The organism is Dapis brunnea BLCC-M229 (assembly GCF_050015995.1).
Classification (GTDB): Bacteria; Cyanobacteriota; Cyanobacteriia; order Cyanobacteriales; family Microcoleaceae; genus Trichodesmium.
Genome location: NZ_JBNHEP010000288.1, coordinates 63341 through 88852 on the forward strand (window position 1 = coordinate 63341; position 25512 = coordinate 88852).

At 33.5% G+C, this 25512-nt stretch carries 20 protein-coding genes and 1 pseudogene; 6 read left to right on the plus strand and 15 right to left on the minus strand.

Annotated features, from left to right (window positions below):
* Positions 1-479: 479 nt before the first annotated feature.
* Entirely contained in the window at positions 480-1598 is a 1119-nt protein-coding gene (locus tag ACP6PM_RS33315; protein WP_426591133.1) for an alkene reductase, read from the plus strand.
* Between the two features lie 806 nt (positions 1599-2404).
* Here the strand turns inward: ACP6PM_RS33315 and ACP6PM_RS33320 are convergent.
* The 4 genes from ACP6PM_RS33320 to ACP6PM_RS33335 form a co-directional block, all read right to left on the minus strand.
* Positions 2405-3394, minus strand: a complete 990-nt coding sequence (locus tag ACP6PM_RS33320) for a glycosyltransferase family 2 protein (RefSeq protein ID WP_426591171.1) — start codon at positions 3392-3394, stop codon at positions 2405-2407.
* 466 nt (positions 3395-3860) lie between these two features.
* On the minus strand, positions 3861-4562 hold the full coding sequence (locus ACP6PM_RS33325; RefSeq protein ID WP_426591134.1) for a TVP38/TMEM64 family protein: 702 nt from the start codon (positions 4560-4562) through the stop codon (positions 3861-3863).
* A 60-nt stretch (positions 4563-4622) separates the two neighbouring features.
* Entirely contained in the window at positions 4623-5591 is a 969-nt protein-coding gene (locus ACP6PM_RS33330) for a glycosyltransferase family 2 protein (protein ID WP_426591135.1), read from the minus strand.
* A gap of 495 nt (positions 5592-6086) precedes the next feature.
* Positions 6087-7688, minus strand: coding sequence for a hypothetical protein (locus ACP6PM_RS33335; RefSeq protein WP_426591136.1), 1602 nt, complete (start codon positions 7686-7688; stop codon positions 6087-6089).
* 640 nt (positions 7689-8328) lie between these two features.
* On the opposite strand from ACP6PM_RS33335, the gene ACP6PM_RS33340 reads away from it, so the two are divergent.
* The gene (locus tag ACP6PM_RS33340; protein ID WP_426591137.1) at positions 8329-8463 is read left to right on the plus strand and encodes a hypothetical protein; all 135 of its coding nucleotides are present in this window, start codon (positions 8329-8331) and stop codon (positions 8461-8463) included.
* 574 nt (positions 8464-9037) lie between these two features.
* Here the strand turns inward: ACP6PM_RS33340 and ACP6PM_RS33345 are convergent.
* Positions 9038-10639, minus strand: coding sequence for a 6-pyruvoyl-tetrahydropterin synthase-related protein (locus ACP6PM_RS33345; protein ID WP_426591138.1), 1602 nt, complete (start codon positions 10637-10639; stop codon positions 9038-9040).
* Positions 10640-11559: 920 nt separating this feature from the next.
* Between ACP6PM_RS33345 and ACP6PM_RS33350 the strand changes: the two genes are divergently transcribed.
* The 4 genes and pseudogenes from ACP6PM_RS33350 (at position 11560) to ACP6PM_RS33365 (ending at position 12807) form a co-directional block, all read left to right on the plus strand.
* Positions 11560-11694 carry a hypothetical protein gene (locus ACP6PM_RS33350; RefSeq protein WP_426591137.1) on the plus strand — a complete coding sequence of 45 codons (135 nt, stop codon included), beginning with the start codon at positions 11560-11562 and terminating at the stop codon, positions 11692-11694.
* A gap of 113 nt (positions 11695-11807) precedes the next feature.
* Positions 11808-11962: pseudogene (locus ACP6PM_RS33355) on the plus strand (transposase); the annotation flags it as partial.
* A gap of 125 nt (positions 11963-12087) precedes the next feature.
* Positions 12088-12252, plus strand: a complete 165-nt coding sequence (locus ACP6PM_RS33360; RefSeq protein WP_426591173.1) for a hypothetical protein — start codon at positions 12088-12090, stop codon at positions 12250-12252.
* A 222-nt stretch (positions 12253-12474) separates the two neighbouring features.
* Positions 12475-12807, plus strand: coding sequence for a hypothetical protein (locus tag ACP6PM_RS33365; RefSeq protein ID WP_426591139.1), 333 nt, complete (start codon positions 12475-12477; stop codon positions 12805-12807).
* A gap of 46 nt (positions 12808-12853) precedes the next feature.
* Here the strand turns inward: ACP6PM_RS33365 and ACP6PM_RS33370 are convergent, their stop codons facing one another.
* The 10 genes from ACP6PM_RS33370 to ACP6PM_RS33415 all read right to left on the minus strand — a co-directional run bounded on the left by ACP6PM_RS33370 (position 12854) and on the right by ACP6PM_RS33415 (position 25493).
* Positions 12854-14083, minus strand: a complete 1230-nt coding sequence (locus ACP6PM_RS33370; protein WP_426591140.1) for a hypothetical protein — start codon at positions 14081-14083, stop codon at positions 12854-12856.
* A gap of 60 nt (positions 14084-14143) precedes the next feature.
* Entirely contained in the window at positions 14144-14572 is a 429-nt protein-coding gene (locus tag ACP6PM_RS33375) for a hypothetical protein (RefSeq protein ID WP_426591141.1), read from the minus strand.
* Between the two features lie 60 nt (positions 14573-14632).
* A complete protein-coding gene (locus ACP6PM_RS33380; protein ID WP_426591142.1) occupies positions 14633-15853 on the minus strand; it encodes a hypothetical protein in 1221 nt (406 codons plus the stop codon).
* A gap of 171 nt (positions 15854-16024) precedes the next feature.
* Positions 16025-16228: a hypothetical protein gene (locus ACP6PM_RS33385; RefSeq protein WP_426591143.1), complete on the minus strand. Its 204-nt coding sequence runs from the start codon at positions 16226-16228 to the stop codon at positions 16025-16027.
* Positions 16229-16541: 313 nt separating this feature from the next.
* Positions 16542-18023: an MBOAT family O-acyltransferase gene (locus ACP6PM_RS33390; RefSeq protein WP_426591144.1), complete on the minus strand. Its 1482-nt coding sequence runs from the start codon at positions 18021-18023 to the stop codon at positions 16542-16544.
* A gap of 2 nt (positions 18024-18025) precedes the next feature.
* Complete coding sequence (locus ACP6PM_RS33395; protein WP_426591145.1) at positions 18026-19927, minus strand: DCC1-like thiol-disulfide oxidoreductase family protein; 1902 nt, start codon at positions 19925-19927, stop codon at positions 18026-18028.
* 45 nt (positions 19928-19972) lie between these two features.
* On the minus strand, positions 19973-21202 hold the full coding sequence (locus ACP6PM_RS33400; RefSeq protein WP_426591146.1) for an NAD(P)/FAD-dependent oxidoreductase: 1230 nt from the start codon (positions 21200-21202) through the stop codon (positions 19973-19975).
* A gap of 229 nt (positions 21203-21431) precedes the next feature.
* A complete protein-coding gene (locus ACP6PM_RS33405) occupies positions 21432-22895 on the minus strand; it encodes an MBOAT family O-acyltransferase (RefSeq protein ID WP_426591147.1) in 1464 nt (487 codons plus the stop codon).
* A 443-nt stretch (positions 22896-23338) separates the two neighbouring features.
* Positions 23339-23719 (minus strand): acyl carrier protein, encoded by a 381-nt coding sequence (locus tag ACP6PM_RS33410; RefSeq protein WP_426591148.1) that lies wholly within the window; start codon positions 23717-23719, stop codon positions 23339-23341.
* A complete protein-coding gene (locus tag ACP6PM_RS33415; protein ID WP_426591149.1) occupies positions 23688-25493 on the minus strand; it encodes an acyl-CoA dehydrogenase in 1806 nt (601 codons plus the stop codon). The genes ACP6PM_RS33410 and ACP6PM_RS33415 overlap by 32 nt, the downstream gene beginning before the upstream one ends.
* Positions 25494-25512: the final 19 nt, after the last annotated feature.

Here is a 25512-nt window from a genome sequence, read left to right on the forward strand (position 1 = left end):
GCGATCGCCTCAATTAAATAGATAAGAGACAAAACTACAACGTCTGAGTTTTTAGATTTTAGATAAACTTAGGCATGAGGCGATCGCCTCAATTAAATAGATAAGAGACAAAACTACAACGTCTGAGTTTTTGGATTTTAGATAAACTTAGGCATGAAGCGATCGCCTCAATTAAATAGATAAGAGATAAAACTACAACGTCTGAGTTTTTGGATTTTAGATAAACTTAGGCATGAAGCGATCGCCTCAATTAAATAGATAAGAGATAAAACTACAACGTCTGAGTTTTGAGATAGACTTTAGATAAAAAAAGAAAATTTAGCTTTTCTTACCTCCATTTTTCTGGCCTCTCTATGTAGGAAGTATAGAAAGCTTTTGCATTTCATCTGTTCAGCAAAGTATGCTCAAGAAAGCTTCTCTGTTTGCGGAGCATTCCGTAGGAAAAGAAGCTAACTGATAATTGATAATTGATAACTGAAATGACCTCTCCAAAAGATTCCTTAACCTTACTTACTCCCTTCAATATAGGAGATTTAACTCTGAAAAACCGAGTCATCATGGCTCCCCTAACTCGGTCTCGTGCTGGAGTAGAAAGGATGCCTAACTCTATGATGGCAGAATATTACGCTCAACGAGCAGGTGCAGGTTTAATTATTTCTGAAGCTACTGTCATTTCCAAACAGGGTATTGGTTGGGTTAACAGCCCCGGTATCTACTCAGACGAACAGACCGAAGCTTGGCAGCAGGTTGTAGAGGCAGTTCATGCCAAGGGAACCCCTATTTTTCTGCAACTTTGGCACTGTGGGCGAGCTTCCCATACTAGCTTTCAGGAAAATAGTCAACTCCCCGTATCTGCTTCTGCGGTTATCTTAAATGAAGAATATATTCATACCCCCATTGGTAAACAACCCTACGAAACACCCCGCGCTCTAGAAACAGAAGAAATTCCAGCAGTTGTAGAAGATTATCGTCAGGCTGCCGTCAGGGCCAAAGCTGCTGGTTTTGATGGAGTAGAAATTCATGGTGGTAATGGTTATTTAATTGACCAGTTTTTACAATCAAAGACTAATCGTCGGAGCGATCGCTACGGAGGTAGTCTAGAAAACAGATTTCAATTTCTTAAAGAAATTACTGAATCTATTTTAACTGTATGGCCGTCTCAACGAGTGGGAGTCAGAATTTCACCTAATGGTGCTTTTAATGATATGGGTTCTCCAGATTTTCGCGAAAATTTTCTTTACGTTGCCAAAGAGTTAAATAATTACGGACTAGCTTATCTTCATGTTATGGATGGTTTAGAATTTGGTTTTCACGAGTTAGGAAAACCAATAAATTTGGCAGAATTTCGTGAAGTCTTTTCTCAGGCATTGATGGGAAATTGTGGTTATAAAAAAGAAACTGCTGAAGCTGCAATTCAATCAGGAAATGCAGATTTAATTGCTTTTGGCAGACTTTATATTAGTAATCCTGATTTAGCAGAACGTTTGGCTAATAATTGGCGGCTAAATCCACTGCCTGATGTAAAAATTTGGTATTCATTTGACTCAGAAGGATATATTGATTTTCCTACTTATCAAGAATTAGGGAATAGGGAATAGGGAATAGGGAATAGAATTATTTTTGGGAATTGGTATAACCTACATTCCGCACGACAAAATGTAGCATGAAAAACGGAGACAGGAGACAGGAGACAGGAGACAGGAGGCAATCAAAGTGGTCAATAGGAGTAAGTAATTGAGTATTTATGCTTAATATTTTCCTGAGAATCTGACTCCTGAGAAAGGTCAATGAATAGGATTTATAGAGTATAAATACGAACCCGCGCTACCATTTTTTATACTACTTTTAATATTACAACTTGACGTGCGGAATATGGGGTATAAGTTTTCTATATGTACTTTTAAGGTAAGTATTCAGCTATTAGCTGTCAGATCTCAACAATAAGACCCCGTTTTTAAGGATGTGGTTTAAATAAATATTGACTCTAAGCTCAAGGGAGGTGGTTTTTATAGTTAAGATGTAATTATGGCTCAATTCATAAAGCTTTTATCCGGCAAAAAAAGTAATAGCTAATAGCTGATGGCTGAGGGCTGAATGCTTACCTTTTAAGTATATTTAAAAGTGGAAATTCAGTCTATCAATACTGCCTTATATTATCTTTATGAAGCTAATAGCTGAGACCTAAAAGCTAAATAGGGTTGGCTGAAAAAAGCAGAGTGTAGGAAGTGTCGGGAGTGTGGGGAAAGTTAGGAGATCGAATCTTGTCTGCTCAAAATAGTAACTTTTTTAACTTTTTAGGCCGAAAAACTGACACTTTTTTCGACCTAAAAAGGCACTTGCCTTTATCTGTCAATGCTTTGAGAGTTAATCAGCAAACCCTAAATACTGATTAATTCTCAAATAATTATTTATTAGAATTACCGCTAATAACTTCTCGCACTCGATAAATTGGGCGTGCTTGAGATTCGTGATAAGTGCGCATCAGTAATTCTGCCAATAAACCAAAACTAAATAATTGTAAACCTGTCAGTAATAAGACAACAACTAAAATTAGTAGAGGGCGATCACCAATCTCTTCATTAAAGCCAAATTTTAGGATAGTTAAATAAATTCCAACAAGTAAGCCTAAACCTCCAGAAACCAAACCCAACATTCCAAAAACGTGCATCGGTCTAGTGAGGAATTTTTTCATAAAAAATACTGTTAATAAATCCATCACAACTCGAAAAGTTCGCCCTAAACCATACTTACTTTTACCATAGCGACGAGCATGATGTCCTACAGGAATTTCTGTAATTCTTGCTCCTTCAATAAAAGCTAAAGCTGGTAAAAATCTATGTAATTCACCATAGAGGTTCATATCAGCAACCAATTCCAAACGATAAGCCTTTAAAGAACAACCATAATCATGTAAATTTACTCCTGTTACTTTGGCAATTATCCAATTAGCAATTTTAGAAGGAAGTAGTCGTGTAACAGCATCATCTTGCCTATTTTTCCGCCACCCACTCACCAAATCATAACCTTCATTCAGCTTAGATAATAATAGTGGAATATCAGCCGGATCGTTCTGTAAATCTCCATCTAAAGTCACAATTACTTTACCAGTAGCATACTTAAACCCTGCTGCCATAGCTGCAGTTTGTCCATAATTTCGACGGAGAATTACTGCTTTTAAATCTGTACGTTTTTGAGCTAATTCTGTGAGGAGTTTTGTCGAACCATCCTGAGAGCCATCATCTACACAGATAATTTCGTAAGTAAGTTGATTTTCTGTTAAAGTAGTAGAAATAGTTTCCAGTAGTTGGGGAATACTATCTACTTCATTGTAAATAGGTGTTACTATAGATAGAGATAGATCTAATAGGGCAGGGGAATTCTGCTGTAGCCCCATCTCTTGAGTGGATAAATAGTTACTCATTTTTATTAGCTACTAGGAAAAAATTTTTGTTTTAGTGTATCATAATCACTTAAATTTTTGACTTAGTTTTCGTAGCAGCAAAATTAGTAATAATTTGAATACAGACTATTCTAATGTTCCCTGTTCCCTACAAAATCAATCTTTTATGATACATTTTACAGCATAGAATATGGGTTTCCAGGGTTATCAACTTATGTAATCTCTTTTTTCTATATTTGCGACTTTCCAGTTTTAGAGCTGATTTAGAAAGTAAATATTAAAAGGCTAATTTTATTACTATACATGGGTTGAGTGAGTTTTGGTTCAGCAGACCATGAATTCCTAAGAGCTAGGTGACATAACATCAGAGTTGAAGCTAAGTTTATGAATCAGCTCTTAATTTCAACCTAATTTTCCTTTTTGTTATTTGGTTATTTCTTAGAGATTAATAAAAAGCGATTTAATCATTAGAAAAATCTGACGAAGATGACTTGTTAATTTCTTCTATAACTTTCTTTGGCAGACTACGGCGACGACGATACCAAGTTGCACCTCCTACTAACATTGCAATTAGACTTAATGCTCCAACTAAAGGTAAAACGTCACCTGTTTTTAATGCTGTTAAACCAGAACTTCCTAACATTACAAAAGGCAAAACACCAGGTAAAGTTCCCAAGATAGTGCCTAATAAATAATCTTTAAAACTAACAGATGTTAAACCAGCAGCAAAATTGACTAAACCATAGGGAATAATTGGCAATAAACGAATGGCAAACATATAAAATAATCCTCCCTGACGCATTTCAGCATCCATTGCTTGCCATCTTCCAGCCAACTTTTGAGAAATCCATTCTCTACCTATAGTACGAGAGTAATAAAATGCGATAATTGCAGCAATTATAGCTGCTACACTTGTCCATAATGTACCTATCCATGCTCCAAAAATTGCGCCTCCAGCCAGATTAAGTGCTGTAGAAGGTAAAACTAAAATAGTTGCTATTGTATAAATAACTATATAGATTATTGGTGCCCAAATACCTGCTCGTTCTAGCCAACTTTGAACTTGTTCCGGAGCCAAACCTCCCAATAAATAAGCTGTTATTCCCGTGGCAATTATACAAATAATTGTCAGGATAAAAATACCAGTTTTAAAATTGAACATTAAATATCTACTCCAACTTATTCCTTTTGTCTGGTTTATTTAATAACAAAAAGTTTGAGACTATTCACCCCTGGTAATCTGATTTTTAAATCCATAACTTTCTCTGACTAAATAAAGAGGTCTTCTCTTAACTTCATTGTGAATGCGACCTAAATATTCACCCAATATTCCGAGAGATAATAATTGCATACCACCTAAAAATAAGATAGCTACAATTAATGAAGCATAACCAGGAACATCAGTTCCTAATATCAAAGTCCGAATAACTAAAAAGCCAGCATAAATAAATGAAATTAAAGAAATTAATACGCCAATATAGCTCCAAATTTTTAGAGGTTTAGAACTAAAAGCAGTAATACCTTCAATTGCAAAATTCCAAAGCTTCCAATAATTCCATTTTGTTTGACCTTTGAAACGAGGATCTCGGTCATATAATATTGAAGTTTGTTGATAACCTACCCACGAAAATAAACCTTTCATAAAACGGTTAGTTTCTGGCAATTGTTTGAGAGCTTCTACAACTTTTCGATCCATTAACCTAAAGTCCCCAGTATCGGGTGGAATTTTTACAGCAGTTAGCCCCTGAATTATCCGGTAGAAACTTTGAGCTGTAAATTTTTTGACCCAACTCTCCCCTTGTCGTGATCGCCTAGTTGCGTAGACCACATCATATCCCTCTTGCCACTTAGCTATAAGTTCTCCAATTAATTCTGGTGGGTCTTGCAGATCGGCATCTATAGGTATAACTGCATCGCCTACTGTATAGTCAATCCCTGCTGTTAGTGCAATTTCTTTACCAAAGTTACGAGAAAAATTTACTACTTTAATTGCGTGATTACGTTGATGATATTCTACTAATAACTTGAGAGTATTATCTTTACTACCGTCATTAACACAGACTATTTCATAAGTCATTTCTAGAGGCTCTAATACTGATATTAGCCGTTCAAATAAATAGTCAATATTTGGTTCTTCGTTGTAACAAGGAATTACTATAGAAAGTTTTACATTTTCTTCTTTTATAAGCATATTAAACCCAAGTAATGTAGAGTTAACGGTAATGCCCCTGGGTCGGTCATCAATTAGAGATTAGAAGCTTTGTAAGTCAGGGTTTTTAGCTTCTGGAGTCTTTCAAGGCAAAAAGAGCAAAACTCTTGCCAAATAGCCCTTTCAGATTGAATTGATGATATGCTCTAATCTATTTTATTATTTATTAGTTAGAAAAATTAACTTTTTCATAAGTAATAACTACTCATAGCTATAGGAAAAGCTTGTACAGAATATGTCAGACAAATGATGCACAAGGAGCGAATAGTAAATCTCTTGTAGTACAGGAATATTGCTTGCTAAATATGTACCTCATAATAGTGGGAATTGCTGTATCCCCTAAAAATTTACCTTTGTCAAATATATTCATATTATACCAGTGAATAGGATAATTTTTATAGAAAACTACCTAGGGCAGGAGATTTCATTTTTTCTTTTGTGCCATCCTCCATCCCCCTTTCAATAGTCATAATTTATTTAATTAATTTGATAGAGATAGTAAGTGCTACCTTCTTTGATTATTGTCATGGTTTTGTCATTCACAGTCTTCTTCTTTTTTTTAGAAGGGTAAACCTTAAAATTACTTGGATTTAAGCCAAACTTACTAGACATATAATAATCACCAGCAGTGCAATTATCTGAGAATTTTAAGTTTTTTTGTGTTACATACTGATCGGTATATTGATAGAGGCGTAAATTTTTAGATAATCCTTGTGGATGACAAAATGTTGATTTTTCTGGAAGAGTATCAAGAACTTCTGCGATAGTATTAGTTGCTAGTATTTGATTTTTGCCTATATGGCTGTTGATGTAGTTAATACTTAGTCTCAGATTATTGAGAATAGAAAAACACAATGCAAATACGATGATAATTAAAATGATTTTTTCTAATGGTTTAGATATATTCAAATAAGCTATACTCACTGCTGTCAAAAATAAAGGTAAACAATATACTAATAATTTGTAAAATACAGGGTTATAGGTTTTTTCTTGATCCGCAGACGAATAGGCTAGAAAGAATAAGACTGAACTTGCTAATACAATAAGGTAAATATTCTTATTACCTCTAAATTTAAGTAATCCAACTAACAGGATCAGACTCATAAAAGTAACTGACAAAATAGAAAATATTAAGAGTATTCTAGAATCAGCTAAAAAGTAAATGTCGTTCCCCAGACTGAAGTAGGATTTGATGATAACTATTATTCTTTCCCACAAATTTAACGAGTATTCTTCATCGCTACTTACATTCCTAACAAGGGAAATAATTCCGATTGTATTTATCCAGTTACGTTGTACTTCGCCTATCCAATAGGGTAATAAAGTTATAATAGAAGACAACACAGCATATAAACATAATACTAAGCATTTCGGGTTCCTATTATTTTTGAAAAACCAATAGATACAGCTAATTATAAAAACTACTGGCATCACGAAAAGAGCAGAAAAATGTAAACTTACTAGAATAGCTAAGACTATACCGTACCCTATCCAAGATAAAACAGAATTAACATAATTTTTAGGTTGACTTAGCTGATAGTTATAAAGCCAAATAAAAAGAAGAATAAAAAATGGAATTGAACCAGGATTACCTGCAAGACTCTCGCCAGAATTCATCCCCATATTTCTGACCAAAACACTATACCAAAAACCAATTAAACTAGAGATAAAAAATCTTTTTGAAATCTCTATTCCTTCCAATAGTTGGTAGATTACTGCAACAAGTAAAGGAATACTTAGAAAGGTGAAAAATGCGTTAGGAAAAGCTTGAATTGATAATTGACTACTTAAAATAGTGAAAGGAAAGACTAAATAAAAGTAGAGAGGAGGCAGGTAAACAAAATCTCCCCAAATAAATTTCCAGGCTGAGTGAGGTCCAAGAGTTGGAAATTTCCCTTGCCAAATTTCCATAGTTGCATAAGCATCTCGTATTTGATCGCCACTTATAATAGAAAACTTAACAACACCAACTACTCTAATAAATAAACCAAACACTAGAGATAGAAACAATAATATTGACCCAAATAAAAGCCACTTATCTGATTTAATTAGAGATGTCTTTTTCAGTATATTTTTCATAATAAAGTTTACCTTGCAAATATTTATAATATTGGCAAAGCTAGATAATTAAGTTGAGCGTGTCACCAAATAGACGTGGTAATTAACTTTGGGAAGAGAAATACAAATAAATTAATTTACGAGACATATCTTTATCTCCCATTATGTTAATTTTCACTATTCCCCCTTCAATTAAATAAGGTGGAAAAGATAATTTAGAGAGCATCTTAGATGTTTTATATAAAAACCTTTTCAAACTTGTTTCTTGTATCACAAGCTAACCCAATCACTTAACTTTTCTAAATCTTGACAAAACATTCTTCTAGTTTCTGATTGAGTTTCCGGAATAAATCTAAAAACTGGATAATTAAAGAAAATTAAAATTATTCGCACAAGCAAATAAGGGTATCTACTCAATAGACATCTCCAAAAAATAAATCAATAGTGAATATGAAATTGTTAAAGGAATATTAACGGAGTTTGAATTAATTTTAGATAGGTACGAACAAGGCATAGAAAGACGAGTAGAAGATGAAAAACAAAAAGAATATTACTCAGGAAAGAAAAAAAATCATACAAAGAAAAAAGGACAAGTCATTGTCTTGCCAAAAGGTAAAGATATTGTAGATATTTCAGCAGGAGAACCAGGGAAAAAAGTTATGTGGAATATTTCCGTGAAAGTGAGAAAAAATTTTACACTCAACAAAAAGTTAGTGGATATCAAGCCTATAGTGGAGAACTGCGGATTAAAATACCTAAAAAAAAGCCGAAAAAACGAGAATTAACAGACTCATAAAAATCTCAAAATAGAGAATTTGCAACTGATGCGAATTTTTCTTGAAAATATAATGAGATTAATCAAAATATTTAGGCTGCCTCAAGAAATATTGATATTAAATGCCGATAAATATGAACAAGGAATTATGACTATTTGTGACTTAGGTAAGATGAGGAATAGGGACATTGATTTTGTAGTAAGAAACTAAACTAGATAAAGATAACAATTATTAAATTTATATGCTGAGATGTCTAATAAGTACGGGTGAATTATCTACTCGGTAACCATTTTACATTATGTGAAGCTTCTAATTGAGCAATTTATCCCGAATTATTGATCGTCACAAATTAAGAAATAAACGATGTTCTAATAACTAGAAAAGGCAGATGAACTAGCTGTAAACAAACTTTAGCAACTTTCTTTAATAAACCTTATTAAACTAAATAGTATAATAATCAGAGTTACAGGTAAAAAAACAATAATAAAAATGTAACGCTTCAACAGTATAGCTTCTAAACTAATAACTTATGGAATAATTTGACTTGCTACTTGAAATATATGGTTTGATCGACTAAGAATTTTTATTATTGCTTCAAGCAAATTTATACCAGTATGTCGAAAGTATAATAATACTAAAAATACTAATAATTATACCTAATATAAATGGATAAGTCCAAGAATAAAACAGCCTAACTGTATACTCACCTGGATTTAGATTGAGTTCAATTGTTCCATCATTAGCCATACTTAGGGGATAAGGTTTCTGATTAAGATAAATACGCCAAGCTGGATAATAATAGGTTCGGATTTTGATCTGGGAAGGTTTTTCTGTAGTCACGGAAAATATTCTATTGTAGCTTTGCCATTGCTGGATACTTATTTTTGCTTGACCACTAACAACAGAAATCTTGGGTTGACCAATGAGCGGTACAGGTGGAGAAGAAGAACCATTTTTTAGAAGAGGACGGTATTCTTCAACATCCCTCAATTTACCCGTGTAAGGGTCATTCATAATTGTTTTGATATCTTGAAGATGTTCAAGGTTAGCTCGTCCTGGGTTACGAAGCGCAATGTATTTGTTTGACCATTTATATGAATACCTAAAATTCATCAGCAGAATTCCTGCAATTACTAAGGATAGTAAAAGTCTAGGAGGCAAGCGAAGTTTAAGAATTCCACTGAAAACTGTTGCACATAAGGCAGCCCCAATAAAAGAAAAAATCTGTAATAATCGCCAGGGAAACTGAACCATTTGTAAAGTTGGACTAGCTTGCCAGATAAACTCAGACCAGGAACTCATAAAAAAAGTTAAAGTAAGTGCAAAAATGCTCCAATGGCAAGTTTCCTGAAGAACAGCAGACTGACGGCGACAGAAAACAAAAGCAATCATTATTAAGAGAGCAATTGCTAAAAACTGATGAAGAAAGATATAAGCAACATGAAAACCAATCTGAATTAGATTAAAAAGCTGTGTTAAATTAAATAAATTTAACTTAACTCCTCCAACAACACCCCTCATTACCTCAATATTAACAAAACGTTTTTCCAGGATAGCTGGTAGTAAATAGAAAGAAGCTATTCCCCATCCTACACCTGCTGATAAAATTGTTTCTACTACAGCTTTCCAAGGTTTATTGAGTAGAAAAAATAATGTATAAAGCAGCCAGACAACTGCACAAAGCAACAAGCTTGGAGTATGAGTTAAAGCAATAATTGTCCAACAAATAGCTAATCCCAATCGCCATTTTTTCCCTGAGAAAGACTGCTCAGTTAGCCACCAAAGTAAGGGAATCCATACCTGAACAAATATAGATGCTAAACCTCCTCTCCAGTAGATATCAAGAGCAATATATGGTGATGTCATATAAACAAATCCACCAACTAAAGCAGCAATCCTTCCCCACTTATTTCGACCATAAATGTAAAAAGTCAAACCTGATAAGAAAAGTGCTGAGGAGAAAAGAGTAATAACAGTATCTTGGATATTTAATCCACTTAATTTGAGAAACGAGCCAAGATAGTAAACAAAAGGTGGGTAAAATACAAAGGTAGGACTACCATAACCGTAGTTAGTTCCAGCAAGCCATCTAGGATATAAAATTCCTTCAGAGAGTTGTTGAGAAAAATGTTGAATCCATGTAAGATGCCACTTAATATCGACATTGAAATTAAGATTAAGTCCATGCCTAATCATCCTCCAATTTATAATTAAAGTCGCTACAAAGATTAGAAAAATTATCCCCCCTTCAATTAAATAGGGTGGAAGAGAGAATTGAGGGATAATTTTAGATGTTTTGGATAAGAAACCTTTCAAAGTAGTTTCTTGTGTCACAAGCTTACCCAATTACTTAACTTCTCTAAATGTTGACAAAACATTCTTCTAGTTTCTGATTTAGTTTCCGGAATAAATTTAAAAATTGGATAATTGAAGAAAATTAAAATTATTAGCAGAAGCAAATAAGAGTATCTACTCAATAAACATCTCCGAAAAATAAATCAATTGTGATAGAGTAATAAAAAACTTAATTTTTGGTGGCTAATTATGACCTGCATGGTTGAGTACATTCACAATCATCCACAAGAATCAGAAAGTTTATTAGGCATCAAGTATGAACAGCTATAAAAGTTATTAAAACAAGCAAAAAAACTCCACAATAATAAGAATAAGCTCAACGACTAGGAATTGAATTTGGAGTAAGTGAAACTACAGAATTACGATACTTTTAATTCTTGGTAGCCAATTACAGCAGATTCCACCTAAGTGCGGTACACCTATCGCTGGCAAGATGCCCGCACTATAAACACTTAATTGTTAATATCTGTACTTCATATACCTGGAATATGCTGTATCTGTGATTTATTGCCACCAAGCTTCTTATAAGAGGTAAAAAAACAAAGTGAATATGAAATTGTTAAAGGAATATTAACGGAGTTTGAATTAATTTTAGATGGGTACGAACAAGGCATAGAAAGACGAGTAGAAGATGAAAAACAAAAAGAATATTACTCAGGAAAGAAAAAAAATCATACAAAGAAAAAAGGACAAGTCATTGTCTTGCCAAAAGGTAAAGATATTGTAGATATTTCAGCAGGAGAACCAGGGAAAAAAGTTATGTGGAATATTTCCGTGAAAGTGAGAAAAAATTTTACACTCAACAAAAAGTTAGTGGATATCAAGCCTATAGTGGAGAACTGCGGATTAAAATACCTAAAAAAAAGCCGAAAAAACGAGAATTAACAGACTCATAAAAATCTCAAAATAGAGAATTTGCAGGCGTGCGATCAATTAAAGAGGTTGACATAAAAGGTATAGATGATGGTGAAGAATAACTACAGGAATAACAGGCATAGGACTGCTCTAAATGACTAGACGTTATGGCTTGCGCATAGGACCAATGGGAGCGCATTCAAAATTTATTGCCAGGGCGTGAAGGGACTGTAGGAAGGACAGCAACATACAACCGCCTCTTTGTGGAAGCTGTCTTATATAGGTATAGAACTGGAATTCCGAACCAGAGACTTGCCATAAAGATTCCGAGATTAACGCGAAAGTCCATACTCCTTTTAGTTGTTGGAGCCGTTCAGGGGTATGGGTGCATAGTATTTCAAGCCAAGGCTGAGGATGCAGATAACGAATATGCCATGATCGATGCCACTATTGTTCGTGCTCATACTCGTAGTGCCAGAGCAAAAAATTGTAGTGCAGAACAGGAAGATATTGGCCGTAGTAAGGGCAGGGCTGTTTCAAAGTATTGTAGATTAAGAATGCGCGGGAGAACGGGAGTAATGGGGAGAGTAGAACAGTGAAATTTGCCAAAATTTGCCTATTTTTCAGCCAATAAGCGTCCTTTTTGCTCTGAGCCACTTAAAAGTCTCCATTCCCGTGTCTCCGTGTCTCCGTGTCTCCGTGTCTATGGAGAATGAAACAGCCCTGCGTAGTAAGGGGGGATTAAGCACGAAAATACATGGAGTGGTATATGCTCTGGGTAATCCCACTAATTTTTTTTAACTACTGTTCAAACTTCAATCTTGGATGAGGCAGATATTTTATTACCAATGGTAGAAACGGAAGCGGTATTAGGGGACAAAGCTTATGATGCTCAGGAGCCGGTGATTGGCCTTTTGACCCAGAGAGGAATAGAAGTAGTGATTCCTCCCAAAAAAACCGCGCGTGAACTCTGTAATTACGATGAAGTATTGTACAAAGCACCTCATCTGATAGAAAATCTTTTTGCCAAACTCAAACAGTATCGAGGGTTGGCGGAGCCTGGCAGCAGCTATATCGCTACTAGATATGATAAACGTTCAGTTAGCTTTCTAGGAGGAATTCCTAAAAGTAGCCTCAGTCTTTTATTGGCGTAGCGATCGCCATCGACCTAGACCATACAAGACCCATTTTGTCAATTTTTTAATTGATGACATGCCCTAGTGAGGCATCAAACTTTTGTTTGGTTTCTTCTACCAACTTCACTTCATCAGGATTATTTTTTGCCCAAATTTCACGGTCTTGACGAATTTTCACGAGATGAGATTCAATATTTTCTGGATTAATTAAAACCCCAAAATCATCTGGAACATCTTCTTGTTTATAATCAAGAATTCTGTTCAAAATTAAATCTCCCACTTTCTTAGTATAATGAGAATTATCTGTATAATTTTCCATTTCATTATGGATAGGTTCAGATGTGACGCTATTGTACCCAGAAAAATCAAATACAGGAGTAATTTCTACAACTTCACGTTTCCATTTTTCAAAAGTTGACCACTCACCTGTTGCTCGAATTGCTTCCCACTGAGTGACATGAGAAGGAGAAATAAATGAGATTAATTTGATTTTATTTTGTTGGCATAAATCTACGATTTTTTTCAATTCATCTAATGGAGTAGATAATTGATATTTAGCATGAAAATTATAATAAACATTGATACTATTCTTAAATCTCCACTCAGTTTTTTCTGGGTCAGGATTTCGATATGGCATAAATCCATTTTCTCCATAACTAATATTATCTGGCGGATTTTTTTTACTATCTACTATAGTTTCTTTACTTGCTAAAAGCGCATCTGAAGAAAAGGTAACATTGAGAAAATCTGCTAAGGAAATATGCTGTTTTTCTAATCTATTTTCAGAAAAGCTTGGTTGATTTTCTAAGAATGTGTTGAACATAAAAAAATCTAAGCCAAGAATAATCAAATCTAATTCTTTCTGGTTAGCGATCGCGTGTTCTATATAACGTCGTAGTTCATAAATATTCAGACCATTCAAAGATAAATTATAAGCAGTTTGCTCATTTTCTAATCCTGGATGATTTGGGTCTAAACCTTGTTTTGTTCTGGATGAACCAATCAAAATTGTTATAGGTTTAATACGAATAATATCATTTGCCTTAAACAGGCGATCGCTATTATCTTTCCGAGGTTTTGAATGATTTATTCCCAATAAATTGGGAGTATTAAAAACATCATAAGGATCGACAACAATATTGAATACTCCTACACCTACTATAGGGAGAAATGCTGACAACAAAAATATCCAATTAAATCTGCGATATTTTTTTCTCTTTCCCACAATTTTTTCTGATTTTTGGGGATATGAAACTTGAGAGGAAGTAGAACTAAGTTGATTATTAATGCTCATAATTTTGCTCCAAGTCAAAGTAAATTTTAATTAATTTCATATCTCAGATATAATTTTTATCTAGTTTCGTGACGCATCATATTTTTGTTTAATTTCTTTATAATTAATACTATTGAGTGCTAAATTATAAGCTGGCTGCTCATTTTCTAATCCTGGATGATTTGGATCTAAACCTTGTTTTGTTCTAGATGAACCAATCAAAATTGTTATAGGTTTAATACGAATAATGTCATTTGCCTTAAACAGGCGATCGCTATTATCTTTTCGAGGTTTTGAATGATTTATTCCTAAGAAATTGGGAGTATTAAATACATCATAAGGATCGACAATAATATTAAATATTCCTACACCTACTATAGGGATAAATGCTGACAACAAAAATATCCAATTAAATCTGCGATATTTTTTTCTCTTTCCCACAATTTTTTCTGATTTTTGGGGATATGAAACTTGAGAGGAAGTAGAACTAAGTTGATTATTAATGCTCATAATTTTGCTCCAAGTCAAAGTAAATTTTAATTAATTTCATATCTCAGATATAATTTTTATCTAGTTTCGTGACGCATCATACTTTTGTTTAATTTCTTTTACCAAGTTCACTTCACCAGGATTATTTTTAGCCCAAAATTCTCGGTCTTGACGAATTTTTGCGAGATGAGATTCAATATTTTCTGAATTAATTAAAATTCCAAAATCCTCTGGTACTTCTTCTTTTTTGTAAGAGAGGAGCCTATTCAAAATTAAATTCCCTACTTTAGGAGTGTAATGAGAATTCTCTGTATAATTTTCCATATTATTATGGATAGGTTCAGTTGTGATACTGTTATATCCAGAAAAATCAAATACATCACTAATTTCTACAACTTTACGTTTCCATTCTTCAAGAGTTGACCACTGACCAGAACTTTTAATAATTTCCCATTGAGTTGCATGAGCAGGAGAAATATATGATATTAATTTAATTTGATTTTGTTGGCATAAATCGACTACTTTTTTAAATTCATCTAGTAATTGAGTAGATAGTTGATAGGTTGTATGGTAACCCACATAATAATTACCCATAATTTTTTCAAATCTAGACTTAGTTTTTTTAGGATCAGCATTTAGATAAGGTATAAATCCATTTTCTCCATCAAAAATATTATTTGGTAGATTTTTATTACTATCAATTACTGTTTCTTGACTAGCAAACAAAGCATCCAAAGAAAAGGTAATATTAATCAAGTCTTCCAAGAGAAGATATTTTTTTTCTAGTCTCTGCTCAGAAAAACTTTGCCTAGTTCCCATCAATGAATTAAACATAAACAAATCTAAACCGATAATAACTAGGTCTAATTCTTTCTGATTAGCGATCGCGTGTTCTAAATAGCGTCGTAATTCATAGAAATTTCCCTTGGTAAGTGCTAAATTATAAGCTGGCTGATGATTTTTTAAAGCTGGGTGGTTAGGATCTATAGCACGTTTTGTTCTTGATGAACCCATAAAAACTGTTACAGGTTTAATACGGATAACATCAGTTGCCTTAAATAGGCGATCACTATTATCTTTCCGAGGTTTTGAATGATTTATTCCTAAGAAATTAGGAGTATTAAAAACATCATAAGGATCTACAATAATATCGAATATTCCTACAGTAACTACAGGGAGAAATACTGACAGTAAAAATATCCAATTATATCGCCGATACTTTCTCTTACTTCCCATGATTTTTTCTGATTTTTGGGTATAAGCTTGAGAGGAAGTAGAACTAAGTTGATTATTAACGCTCATAATTTAGCTCCAAGTCAAAGTAAACTTTAGTTAATTTAATATGTCAGATATAATTTTTATCTAGTTGAGTGAGGCATCAGATTTTTGTTTAATTTCTTTTACTAACTTCACTTCATCAGGATAATTTTTAGCCCAAATTTCTCGGTCTTGACGAATTTTTGCGAGATGAGATTAAATATTTTCTGGATTAATTAAAATTCCAAAATCCTCTGGGACTTCTTCTTGTTTGTAAGATAAGAGCCTATTCAAAACCGAATTTCCTACTTCCTTAGTATAATAAGAATTATCTGTGTAGTTTTTCATGTCATTACTAATAGGTTCTACTGTGATACTTTTGTATTCAGAAAAGTCAAATATAGGAGTAATTTCTACCACTTTACGTTTCCATTCTTCAAATACCGACCATCTGCCTGAAATTTTAATTTATTCCTACTGAGTTGCATGAGATGGAGAAATAAATAACATTAGCTTAATTTGATTTTATTGGCATAAATCTACTATTTTTTTGAGTTCGTCTAAGAATTGATTAGATAGTTTATACTGCTTTGTGTAAGATTTGTAATAAACATTTATATATTTTTCAAATCTCGACTTGATTTCTTTTCTATTTTTTCTGATTTTTCAGCAGTTAAAGGTTGAGACTAAGTCTAATTAAGTTGATTATTTGTAGTCATATCTGTCTAAACAATTAAAATTGGAAATAAAGAAATTCAGACACACGATTCAAGGATAATAAAGCTACACTGGTCAAAACACCAATCCAAGCTGCCCACCACCAAGTAGGTTTCAGCTTTGCCAAAATTTCCTGAGTATTAGGTAGGAAACTGACAGAAAAAGTTAAGACTATTAAACCCAAAATTGAGAAAATTTTACTCCCCAAAAATTCCGGTAAATAAGTCATATCCGACCAAGATTTAAGCTGAAAACCAAAATTAGTTAACACAGATAATTTTCCTTTAGCTTCTCCTGGTATAACCACTCCATTCAGACCTGCCATTGTCTGTAAAATTTCTAAACCATCCTGAATATTTTGCGCTCTAAATAACACCCAACTAACAATAACAGCAACAAAAGTAATTACCCATGCTAATACTTTCGGCATCGGAATATTTAACTTTCGCCAACCATGATTAATACATAAATATGTACCGTGTAAACCTCCCCAAATTACATAAGTCCAACCTGCACCATGCCATAATCCACCTAACAGCATTGTTGTCAAAAGATTACTATAACGACGCACTTCTCCACGACGACTTCCACCAAGGGGAATATATAAATAATCTCTGAGAAAATTGGATAAAGTAATATGCCAGCGTCGCCAAAAATCACTAATAGAAGTAGCCTTGTAGGGAGAGTTAAAATTAATGGGTAATTTAATATTAAACATCAACCCCAAACCTATCGCCATATCAGAATAACCAGAAAAATCAAAATATAGCTGAAAAGTGTAACTTAAAGCTCCCACCCAAGCTTCAATAAAACTCAACTCAGAAGCATTATTAAAAGCTAATGCCACCCATGGAGATATAGTGTCAGCTATCAAAACTTTTTTACATAACCCCAGACTAAAAAGACTCAAACCCAAAGCCATATTTTTCTGGGAAAAAATAAAATTACGCAATTGACGAAACTGAGGAATAAGTTCATCGTGGCGTAAAATAGGTCCGGCAATTAATTGAGGAAAGAAAACAACAAAGAAACTATAAGTAAGTAAATCGTAATTAGTCTCTCTTGTTTCCCCACGATAAGCATCTACTAAATAAGCTATCTGAGTAAAAGTATAAAAAGAAATTGCCAAAGGCAAAATAATTTGCCCAGCATTCAAATTTGTAGAAACTACTGAATTAACAGTCTCTAGAAAAAAGTTCGCATATTTATAATAGGAAATTATTGCTAGATTAACAGCTATACCTACCCAAAGTAAAACATTTGCTCGCTTACTTTCTGGTTTAGCCTCAGCAATAAATTTCCCCATTTGAAAATTCCACAAAATAGAAATTATCAACAAAGGCAAATAAGCAACATTCCAATAACCGTAAAAAGCAAAAGAACTAGCAGTTAACCAAACCTTAGCAGCTTTAATTAAACCAAACTTAGTTAAAGCAAAGAATATAATCAGAGTTAAAGGTAAAAAACCAAAGATAAAAACATAAGAGTTAAATAACATACCTAATTACTATCTCCCTCAATATTTTTTTGATCATCTGAACAAGATTTTTGCATCACACTTTTCTTTTCCACAGTTTGTGTTTCACCAGGTGGTACAGTTCTCTCCTCCATAAAGAAAATATCCAAACTTTCTAATTTTTCCGAACCCTCATTCTTTTTATTCCATTCACTACAAACATACTCTGCATAATAAGGATAAAGTTTTTTTCCAATCGCTCGATTTAAAGTTAAAAAATAACTCCGCCACTGCATATTCCTATACAATTTATTGAACTGTTTCATTGTTGGCTTTTCCCAACTTACAGACTCTCCTTTCTCATATAAAACATCAACTTCTTTACCATTTTTTAAATTACCCTGAATAACGTGCCAACCATCATCTCTCGGTGGAGCAGGTGCAAAAATACTCCAAGATTGGTCTAACTTTGTCAGCTTACCAACAACATCTAATTTTTGAACAGTCCTACGTCTAAATAATTTATGAGCTTTAGTAATTAAATCCTGTTTTTCTACTTTTCTTCTTTGATAAGTTTGGGTCACAAAACCTTTGACATTCCAAATCAAAGTATAGATAACTAGTAAAAATACAACAATATTTAAACCTCGATAAGGACGTATATCTAAAGGACGAAATTTAAAAGGTTTAGTAAAGTTTCCCGCCAATTTTCTATTATTAGCAATAGTTTCATAAAATTTTGTTCCGAGAGGTATTATTGATGGCAAACCCATCACAAAAGCCAAAGGTTTAAATACAGGAGACAAACTAAATACATAAACCAAAGCCTCCCATTTAAAACGTCGATTTTCTTGCCAGTCTACCACCACCCAAGAATTTTTCTCCTGCATATCAGCATAGATAGATTCATCAGTTTGACAAGTTGTTATTGGCGTTCCTGGTAAAATTAAAAATGTGCGTAGTAGATAAACAACCTTCTTACAAAATCCACAATCTGCATCATAATAAATCTTTAATCCTTGCCGTTCATTTGTCTGAATTTTTTCCTGCCAATTATCCCATACTGCTGTAGGAATCAAAGCAAACCAACTAACAATACTTAAATAGGGAAATATTCCCAGAGTAAAACACAAACCAAAACTAATATGTAAAAGAATAAAAGAAACAACAGAAACGGAACGGAAAAACGTAATTGCAAAAGGAATAAAAATCATAAAAGGTCCTAACCATTCAAACCAAAGAGCTGCCCAGGTTAGTAACTTTAATATAGGCTGAGGAAAACTTAGTAAAAATTGCCCAAATGCCGTAGCATATCCATCAAAACTCAGAGCATAATAAACCGCATCTCCATCAGGCCACCAAATCTCACTTTTAGTCTTATAAGCTGCTGAACCTGCATAAATCAGAACCATTTGAATCATAAATGCCACAGTAGCAGCAGAAGCAATACGCTTAGGCAATTTTTCTGTTGAAGAATTAAGAGCGCTATCTATCGAATAATTTGCTCCTAACGGTAAAAACATTGCCCAGAAAAGTAGAGCGCGTAGTACATGATCGGCAGCAAAAATCAGGACTGGGTTTCTATTATGAATAGAAATAATAAAAGCCCACATAGCAATAGTTGCTAATCTAGTTTGATATCCTACTAGCAAAGCTATAGCTACTATTCCTGCAAATAAGAAAATTAAACCCTGTACAAAAGGTTCACCACTAATTGAATTTATTGACCAATGAAAAGGGTTAGAAATTTCATTAAGTAATGTCCGAGGCATTACTCCAGCATCACTATAATGAGCTGTTAAATCTGTAGCACGGATAATTAATTCTACAATAATTATTAATGCTAAACCAACTCTAAATAGAGCAAGCGAGCGCAAGTCTAAACCGAATAATTCCTCTAGTTTAATATTAAATTTATTTCTATTCTTTAAATCATCTACTATCATCTTACTAGCCTTTATTTATTTTTTTTAGCTAAATTAAACATCAAGTTACTTTCCTATCTTTATCCTTTTAGCAAACCAAATTTTTATTCTATTAGATAAAACTTGAAAACCATGAGAAAGAGTAGGTAAACGTTGCACATAAACACCAAGTCTAACCAAAGCTGCTAACCCACCATGCAAACTAATACCAAAACTTGTAACAGCAGCAGCATTTTTTCCCAAAGTAATCATTTCTCCTAAGTGTAAATAATGAAAAGGTCTGGGACGTTTATTATTTAAAATTCTCCACAAATTTTTAGCGGCTTGACTTGCTTGTTGATAAGCAACTTGAGCTACAGCCGGAAGTTTTTTCTCATTAGGATATAAAATATCCGCCACATCTCCCAGGACAAATACTTCTGGATAGTCAACTAATTGTAAAGTTGGCTCACAAATAAGTTGACCTCTAGAATTGTGGGAACAATCCAAATTTTTCACCCATTCTCTAACTTGAGTACCTGCTGTCCACAGTACAAAATCTGTCGGAATAATAGCACTTTCATTAGACTGCCATAAAGTAATTTGGTCAGCTTCAATAGCATTAACACTTGTCTCTAAACTGATTAAAACATTTCGTTTATCTAGAGCCAGTTGAGCATTTTTACGAGTAGCTGAAGTAAAGCTTTTCAGAATTTCTTTTCCTCTTTCTATTAAACGTATTTCTCCCCTTCTTCCCAATCTATCTGATATTTTTCCTGCCAACTCTACTCCACTCGGACCCCCACCTATAATAGCTACTCGAATTAATTCTTTATTAGAATTTTCCAAACTTTGTAGTTTTTGTTCTAGGATTTGAGTATCAGCTTGAGTTCGGAATGTCAAAACATTTTTTTCTGCACCAGTTGGTAATTTTCCATTAGTCACTCCCACAGAAATAACTAAGTAGTCATAAGCTAAATTTCCTTGTTCTAAAAGTTTAACTTGATGAGCTTTAAAATCAATATCTTGAACCGTATCTTGACAAAACTGTAATTTTTTATTTTTGATAAGTTTATCAAAACGAGGAAATATTTCCCAAGGTTCAAGTTCACCTGTAATCACCTCATACAGTAAGGGAGTAAACACAATATGATTGTGTTGATCTATTAATGTAACTTCGCACTTTTTATTTTTAAATCCCCAACAACTATGTAGATACAAAGCTGTATAAAGACCTCCAAAACCGCCTCCCAATATGCAAATTTTTGTGACTTTATTGCTTTTTGTTTCGGCTTGAGAAGTTTCTCCAGTTTCCACAGTTTTTAATGTTAATAAATTTTATTTGTTATTGCCCAATTTTGTTAAAATTACCTCCTCACAAATCCTGATAGTAAATTTAAAGAAGCGGTAGTAATTTTTCCTTCATAGAGACTTGTTAATACAATATTCCCAGAAATAATTTTGTTATTTTCAAATTTGAAAATAACACTTTTTTCCAGTTTTACTACTAACTGTAATCCAACTGAAATTTTTGATAAGCTAATAACTAAAACTCGAAGTAAATAAAATCCGAAGGAACAGTTGCCCCTAATAAAATAGTTAAACCTAACAGAATTTTCGATACCCAAGGAGACAATAATATTTCATACTCCTCTCGTTTTTGCCAGACTGCCAAATGTTCTAAAAATAATGCCCCTATTGCCAGAAACATAGTAAAACCTAAAGCATAAGCCTCATTTATACTATAAGAACTAAAGGCATCAATAACTCCAGAGAATGAATATGCCCATGGTGTAACTAAAGTTTGTAATTTAACGCCCAACCTACTAATATTGGTCTCCATGAAAAATAAACAACCTAGAGTTACTGATATTAATGTCAAAGCCCAGGATATAAATTCAGTTTTAGCAGTCCATCTCCCCAGAAATCTCTGAAACGATCTACCAGCATATCTTAGTACCAATAATAGAGCGCCGTGGTAAGCTCCCCATAAAATAAAATTCCAGGCTGCACCATGCCAAAAACCTGAAAAAGTAAAAGTTATAAATAGATAGAATGGTGCCCACTGTTTATTTGCACCCATAAGGGGAATAAAAACATAGTCCCTAAACCAGTTACTCAAAGTAATGTGCCAACGTCGCCAAAATTCTTGAATACTCACAGAAGTGTAGGGTGCAAGAAAGTTAAGTTCTAATTTTACTCCAACAATTTTAGCTATACCAACAGCCATAAAGCTGTATCCACCAAAGTCAAAATATATTCTTAAAGTAAATAAGAAAGCATGGAACCAAATTAACCAAGCATTTGCCGTTTGTTGTAGATCGATAAATGGGCTAATGTTATCTCCTAGAACAAATTTCATAAATAAGCCTAGAGACAACCACCGAAAACCTATATCAAAGTTTTCTGCTGTAAATTTGAACCGGAAAGATTCTATTTGAGGTAATAATTGTTTGCGTCTTTCAATTGGGCCTGCTACAATTTGAGGGAAGAATGCAATAAAGTTAACGTAATCTACAAAATTAATCTGCTTTTTCTTTTTACTTTTTGCTGTAAAAGAATCTACAACAAATGCCACCATTTGGAAAGTATAAAAAGAAATACCTGGTGGAATAGTTTTATATACAGGTAAAGGAAAACTTTGTTGCCAATTATTCGGAATTGTTACTACTAAACCAACTACATCTTCTACAAAAAAGGTAAGATATTTAAAGTAAGCTAATATCGCCACATCAAAAACTATTAAAAAAGTAGCTATCGCCCTTGACTCCCAACCACGTCTTTGGAACATTAGTTGCACCATTATGTAGTTGAAAATCACCTCAAATATAAATACAGCGAAGCTTTTTACATTAGCATTTAAAAATAATGTAAGTGACAGTACCATCAAACCGATGGTATCAAAATAATCTCGCCATAGGTTTAGACTTTTTCCTAGGGCACGAATGCTAAAGAAAGGCACACTAAACAGAAGTAGTACCCACCAGAAGGAAAAATCAGAAAAATTCAATTAACTATTTCCTCCTCTCTCTAGATATAAACTTATCCCAACAACTTAGAGTCTGAGCCATTTATTTATCTATTAAATTAATTTATAGTTACCAGGAAAAATTTTTTATAGTAACTTCAGTTTGTTTCTCATTATATCAAGAAAAAGTCTTAATCCATACTCAATTTTATAGGTATGATTAAGACTTTTTCTCTTAAATATCTCCAGAAATAATACAAATCTTGGTCTATAGAGACTTTTCATGGAAAGTCTCTTATTTTTTGGAGATGTATATGTTCTACTGAGTGTTTTTACCAATAGATAATTGATAATTAATCCACAAAGGTTTAAAGCCTTCTACTTCAAGATAAAAAAAGCTTAGTAGATTTCTCTATCTTCAATCTAAGGTAGGTTTTAACTAGAGGTAATTATCCATTATTCATTATCCATTATCAATTAATGAATTATTTCCAAAAACCGCCCCAACCTTTACCAGATTTTGCAGCAGGTTCTTCAACTTTTTCTGTTACTTCTTCAGAAACTTCCAGATTTTCTAATGCTTCTGAAATATCAAATTCAGAAACTAAATATTGAGCTGATTTCTCAATTGTAGGATAATCCCAAAACAATGTAGAAGGTAATTCTAAATCTAGTTCATCTTCTAGTTCACCCACTAGAGTTACTGCATCAATAGAATCTAAACCATGACGAGTTAGAGGATCTGCAAACTCAATAGTGTTTTTATCAATAGTAAGTTGTTCTGCTAGTCTCTCTCTAATCCAGTTTTGCAGAATTTCTACTGGGGAATTTTCATTAAGCGTGCTGGAGTTCTGAAGTTGTTGCATTTGTTATATTCTCCTGTTTTTGAGTTTTTGCTAATTGAAAAGGAACAATAGAAAAGGCTTTATTTTCGTTATAAAGTTTGAGCATTTCTTGAATGACTTTTTCCTGATAGGATTGGTCTACTTTTTGTGAATGCCCAAAAGGTTTTAGTAGACGATTTAGACTTAAAACTAACCATTCACCACTAGCAAAGAATTCTCCTAGTAATTCCCGGTTATAAATCCACATTTGTACACACGCAGTAGCAGCGTGTAAAGCACAATATTTTTTAGCTATTTCAAATAGTTCTGGTGACTGGTCGTGACCGAACTCAAATGCTGAATCAGCAATTTGTTGATCGTGAGCATTTACTTCTTCAAGGATACATTCAGTTAGAGTAGTAATCTGCTCTAGAACTAATGGTTCTATATTAGCATTTTTTAAACCTTTTAACTGTTCTAATGCAATTTCTAATCCTTGTAAAGTATCATCAGCACCACGCCCTGAAATTTCTAACTTTTCTGGTTCCAAAGTAGGTAATTGTTTCTCTAAGGAATAGATTATTTCCAGACGAGATTTAATTTTTTCCATCTTAGCAGAATTCCGCCGAGAACGATGTTTTGTTAACTGACGGAACTGCAACATTAGAGCATGTAAATTAACAGTTGTACTGCCATCAAATACACTAATAATTGAATTATCTCTCAGAACTTTTTGGAACATTCCAAAATCATGTTCTTCTCGCATATAAAAACGAGAACCTAACACCGATGAAATATTATTAATCATTGTTTCTAACTGAACAGTGACAAAATATTTAACCACTGCTGCCCAAACACTAAATTGTTCGGGAATAACATGAAATCCTCTTGCTGCTCCAATAGTTTCACAATCACAAATTAATAGGTCTAAAAATCCGTCTAGCAGAATTTTCCTAGGTTGAGGAATATCAAAAACTGTCTTATTATAAATTACACGATTAATTGCAAATTTCAGTGTAGTTCTTAAAGCTGTATCAGCAGCACCATGAGAAAAAGCTGCACATAAAGTTCTAGTAATTTGAAATCCTTTCAAAGCTACTTCTAGACCTGCTCCTTCCCCTTTTATCAACATATCTTCAGGTACAAAGCAATCTTTAAAACCTATCCCACTCATATCAGAAGCTCGAATTCCGTGGGTAAGAATTTTTGGTAAATTGTAGTAATTTGCTGAATCAAGTCTGCTTTTTTCTACCATAAATAAAGACAGACTTCTTGCTCCTCCATCTTCTTGATCCGTCTTCGCTAATATATAAGATATTCCTGAAATAGTCGCCCGATTTATCGGCCATTTTTCTCCATTCAGTATATAACCTCCAGGAACTTTTGTGGCAGTCAAATCTCCACCAACTAAGTCAGCACCATGTTCCTTCTCTGAGTAACCCAGGCACATTGCCCCATGTTCATCTTTAATATAAGTTGCTAACCTTTGTTTTTGTTCATCAGTACCAGCCATCCAGGTAATGAAAGACCAAAACAAAGTAGTAAAAGCAATTCCTATGGTTTGGTCACGCCGACACAATACTCGAACAAAAGCTACAAACTCTTCAAAAGAAGTAAACTCTCCACCACAATTCACAGGTACATAGTAATGTTGTAGTTTCCAGTTATAGAGCCATGCAATTTCCTCATGGGGAAACTCTTCACTCTCATCAATCTCAATTACTTTCTTGAAAGACATTTTACTGTCTGGATTTTCTGGATCGCCAAGAGCGCGTTCTAGTTCTTCAGCCACCCAATATTGCTTTAGTTTATCCATGCTAAATCTCCTAATTTCT

Excerpts from the sequence above, each read along its gene's own strand:
- ACP6PM_RS33315 (WP_426591133.1), top strand. The coding sequence starts at position 480 with ATGACCTCTCCAAAAGATTCCTTAACCTTACTTACTCCCTTCAATATA.
- ACP6PM_RS33320 (WP_426591171.1), bottom strand. The coding sequence starts at position 3,394 with ATGGGGCTACAGCAGAATTCCCCTGCCCTATTAGATCTATCTCTATCT.
- ACP6PM_RS33325 (WP_426591134.1), bottom strand. The coding sequence starts at position 4,562 with ATGTTCAATTTTAAAACTGGTATTTTTATCCTGACAATTATTTGTATA.
- ACP6PM_RS33330 (WP_426591135.1), bottom strand. The coding sequence starts at position 5,591 with ATGCTTATAAAAGAAGAAAATGTAAAACTTTCTATAGTAATTCCTTGT.
- ACP6PM_RS33335 (WP_426591136.1), bottom strand. The coding sequence starts at position 7,688 with ATGAAAAATATACTGAAAAAGACATCTCTAATTAAATCAGATAAGTGG.
- ACP6PM_RS33345 (WP_426591138.1), bottom strand. The coding sequence starts at position 10,639 with ATGATTAGGCATGGACTTAATCTTAATTTCAATGTCGATATTAAGTGG.
- ACP6PM_RS33360 (WP_426591173.1), top strand. The coding sequence starts at position 12,088 with ATGATCGATGCCACTATTGTTCGTGCTCATACTCGTAGTGCCAGAGCA.
- ACP6PM_RS33370 (WP_426591140.1), bottom strand. The coding sequence starts at position 14,083 with ATGAGCATTAATAATCAACTTAGTTCTACTTCCTCTCAAGTTTCATAT.
- ACP6PM_RS33375 (WP_426591141.1), bottom strand. The coding sequence starts at position 14,572 with ATGAGCATTAATAATCAACTTAGTTCTACTTCCTCTCAAGTTTCATAT.
- ACP6PM_RS33380 (WP_426591142.1), bottom strand. The coding sequence starts at position 15,853 with ATGAGCGTTAATAATCAACTTAGTTCTACTTCCTCTCAAGCTTATACC.
- ACP6PM_RS33390 (WP_426591144.1), bottom strand. The coding sequence starts at position 18,023 with ATGTTATTTAACTCTTATGTTTTTATCTTTGGTTTTTTACCTTTAACT.
- ACP6PM_RS33395 (WP_426591145.1), bottom strand. The coding sequence starts at position 19,927 with ATGATAGTAGATGATTTAAAGAATAGAAATAAATTTAATATTAAACTA.
- ACP6PM_RS33410 (WP_426591148.1), bottom strand. The coding sequence starts at position 23,719 with ATGCAACAACTTCAGAACTCCAGCACGCTTAATGAAAATTCCCCAGTA.
- ACP6PM_RS33415 (WP_426591149.1), bottom strand. The coding sequence starts at position 25,493 with ATGGATAAACTAAAGCAATATTGGGTGGCTGAAGAACTAGAACGCGCT.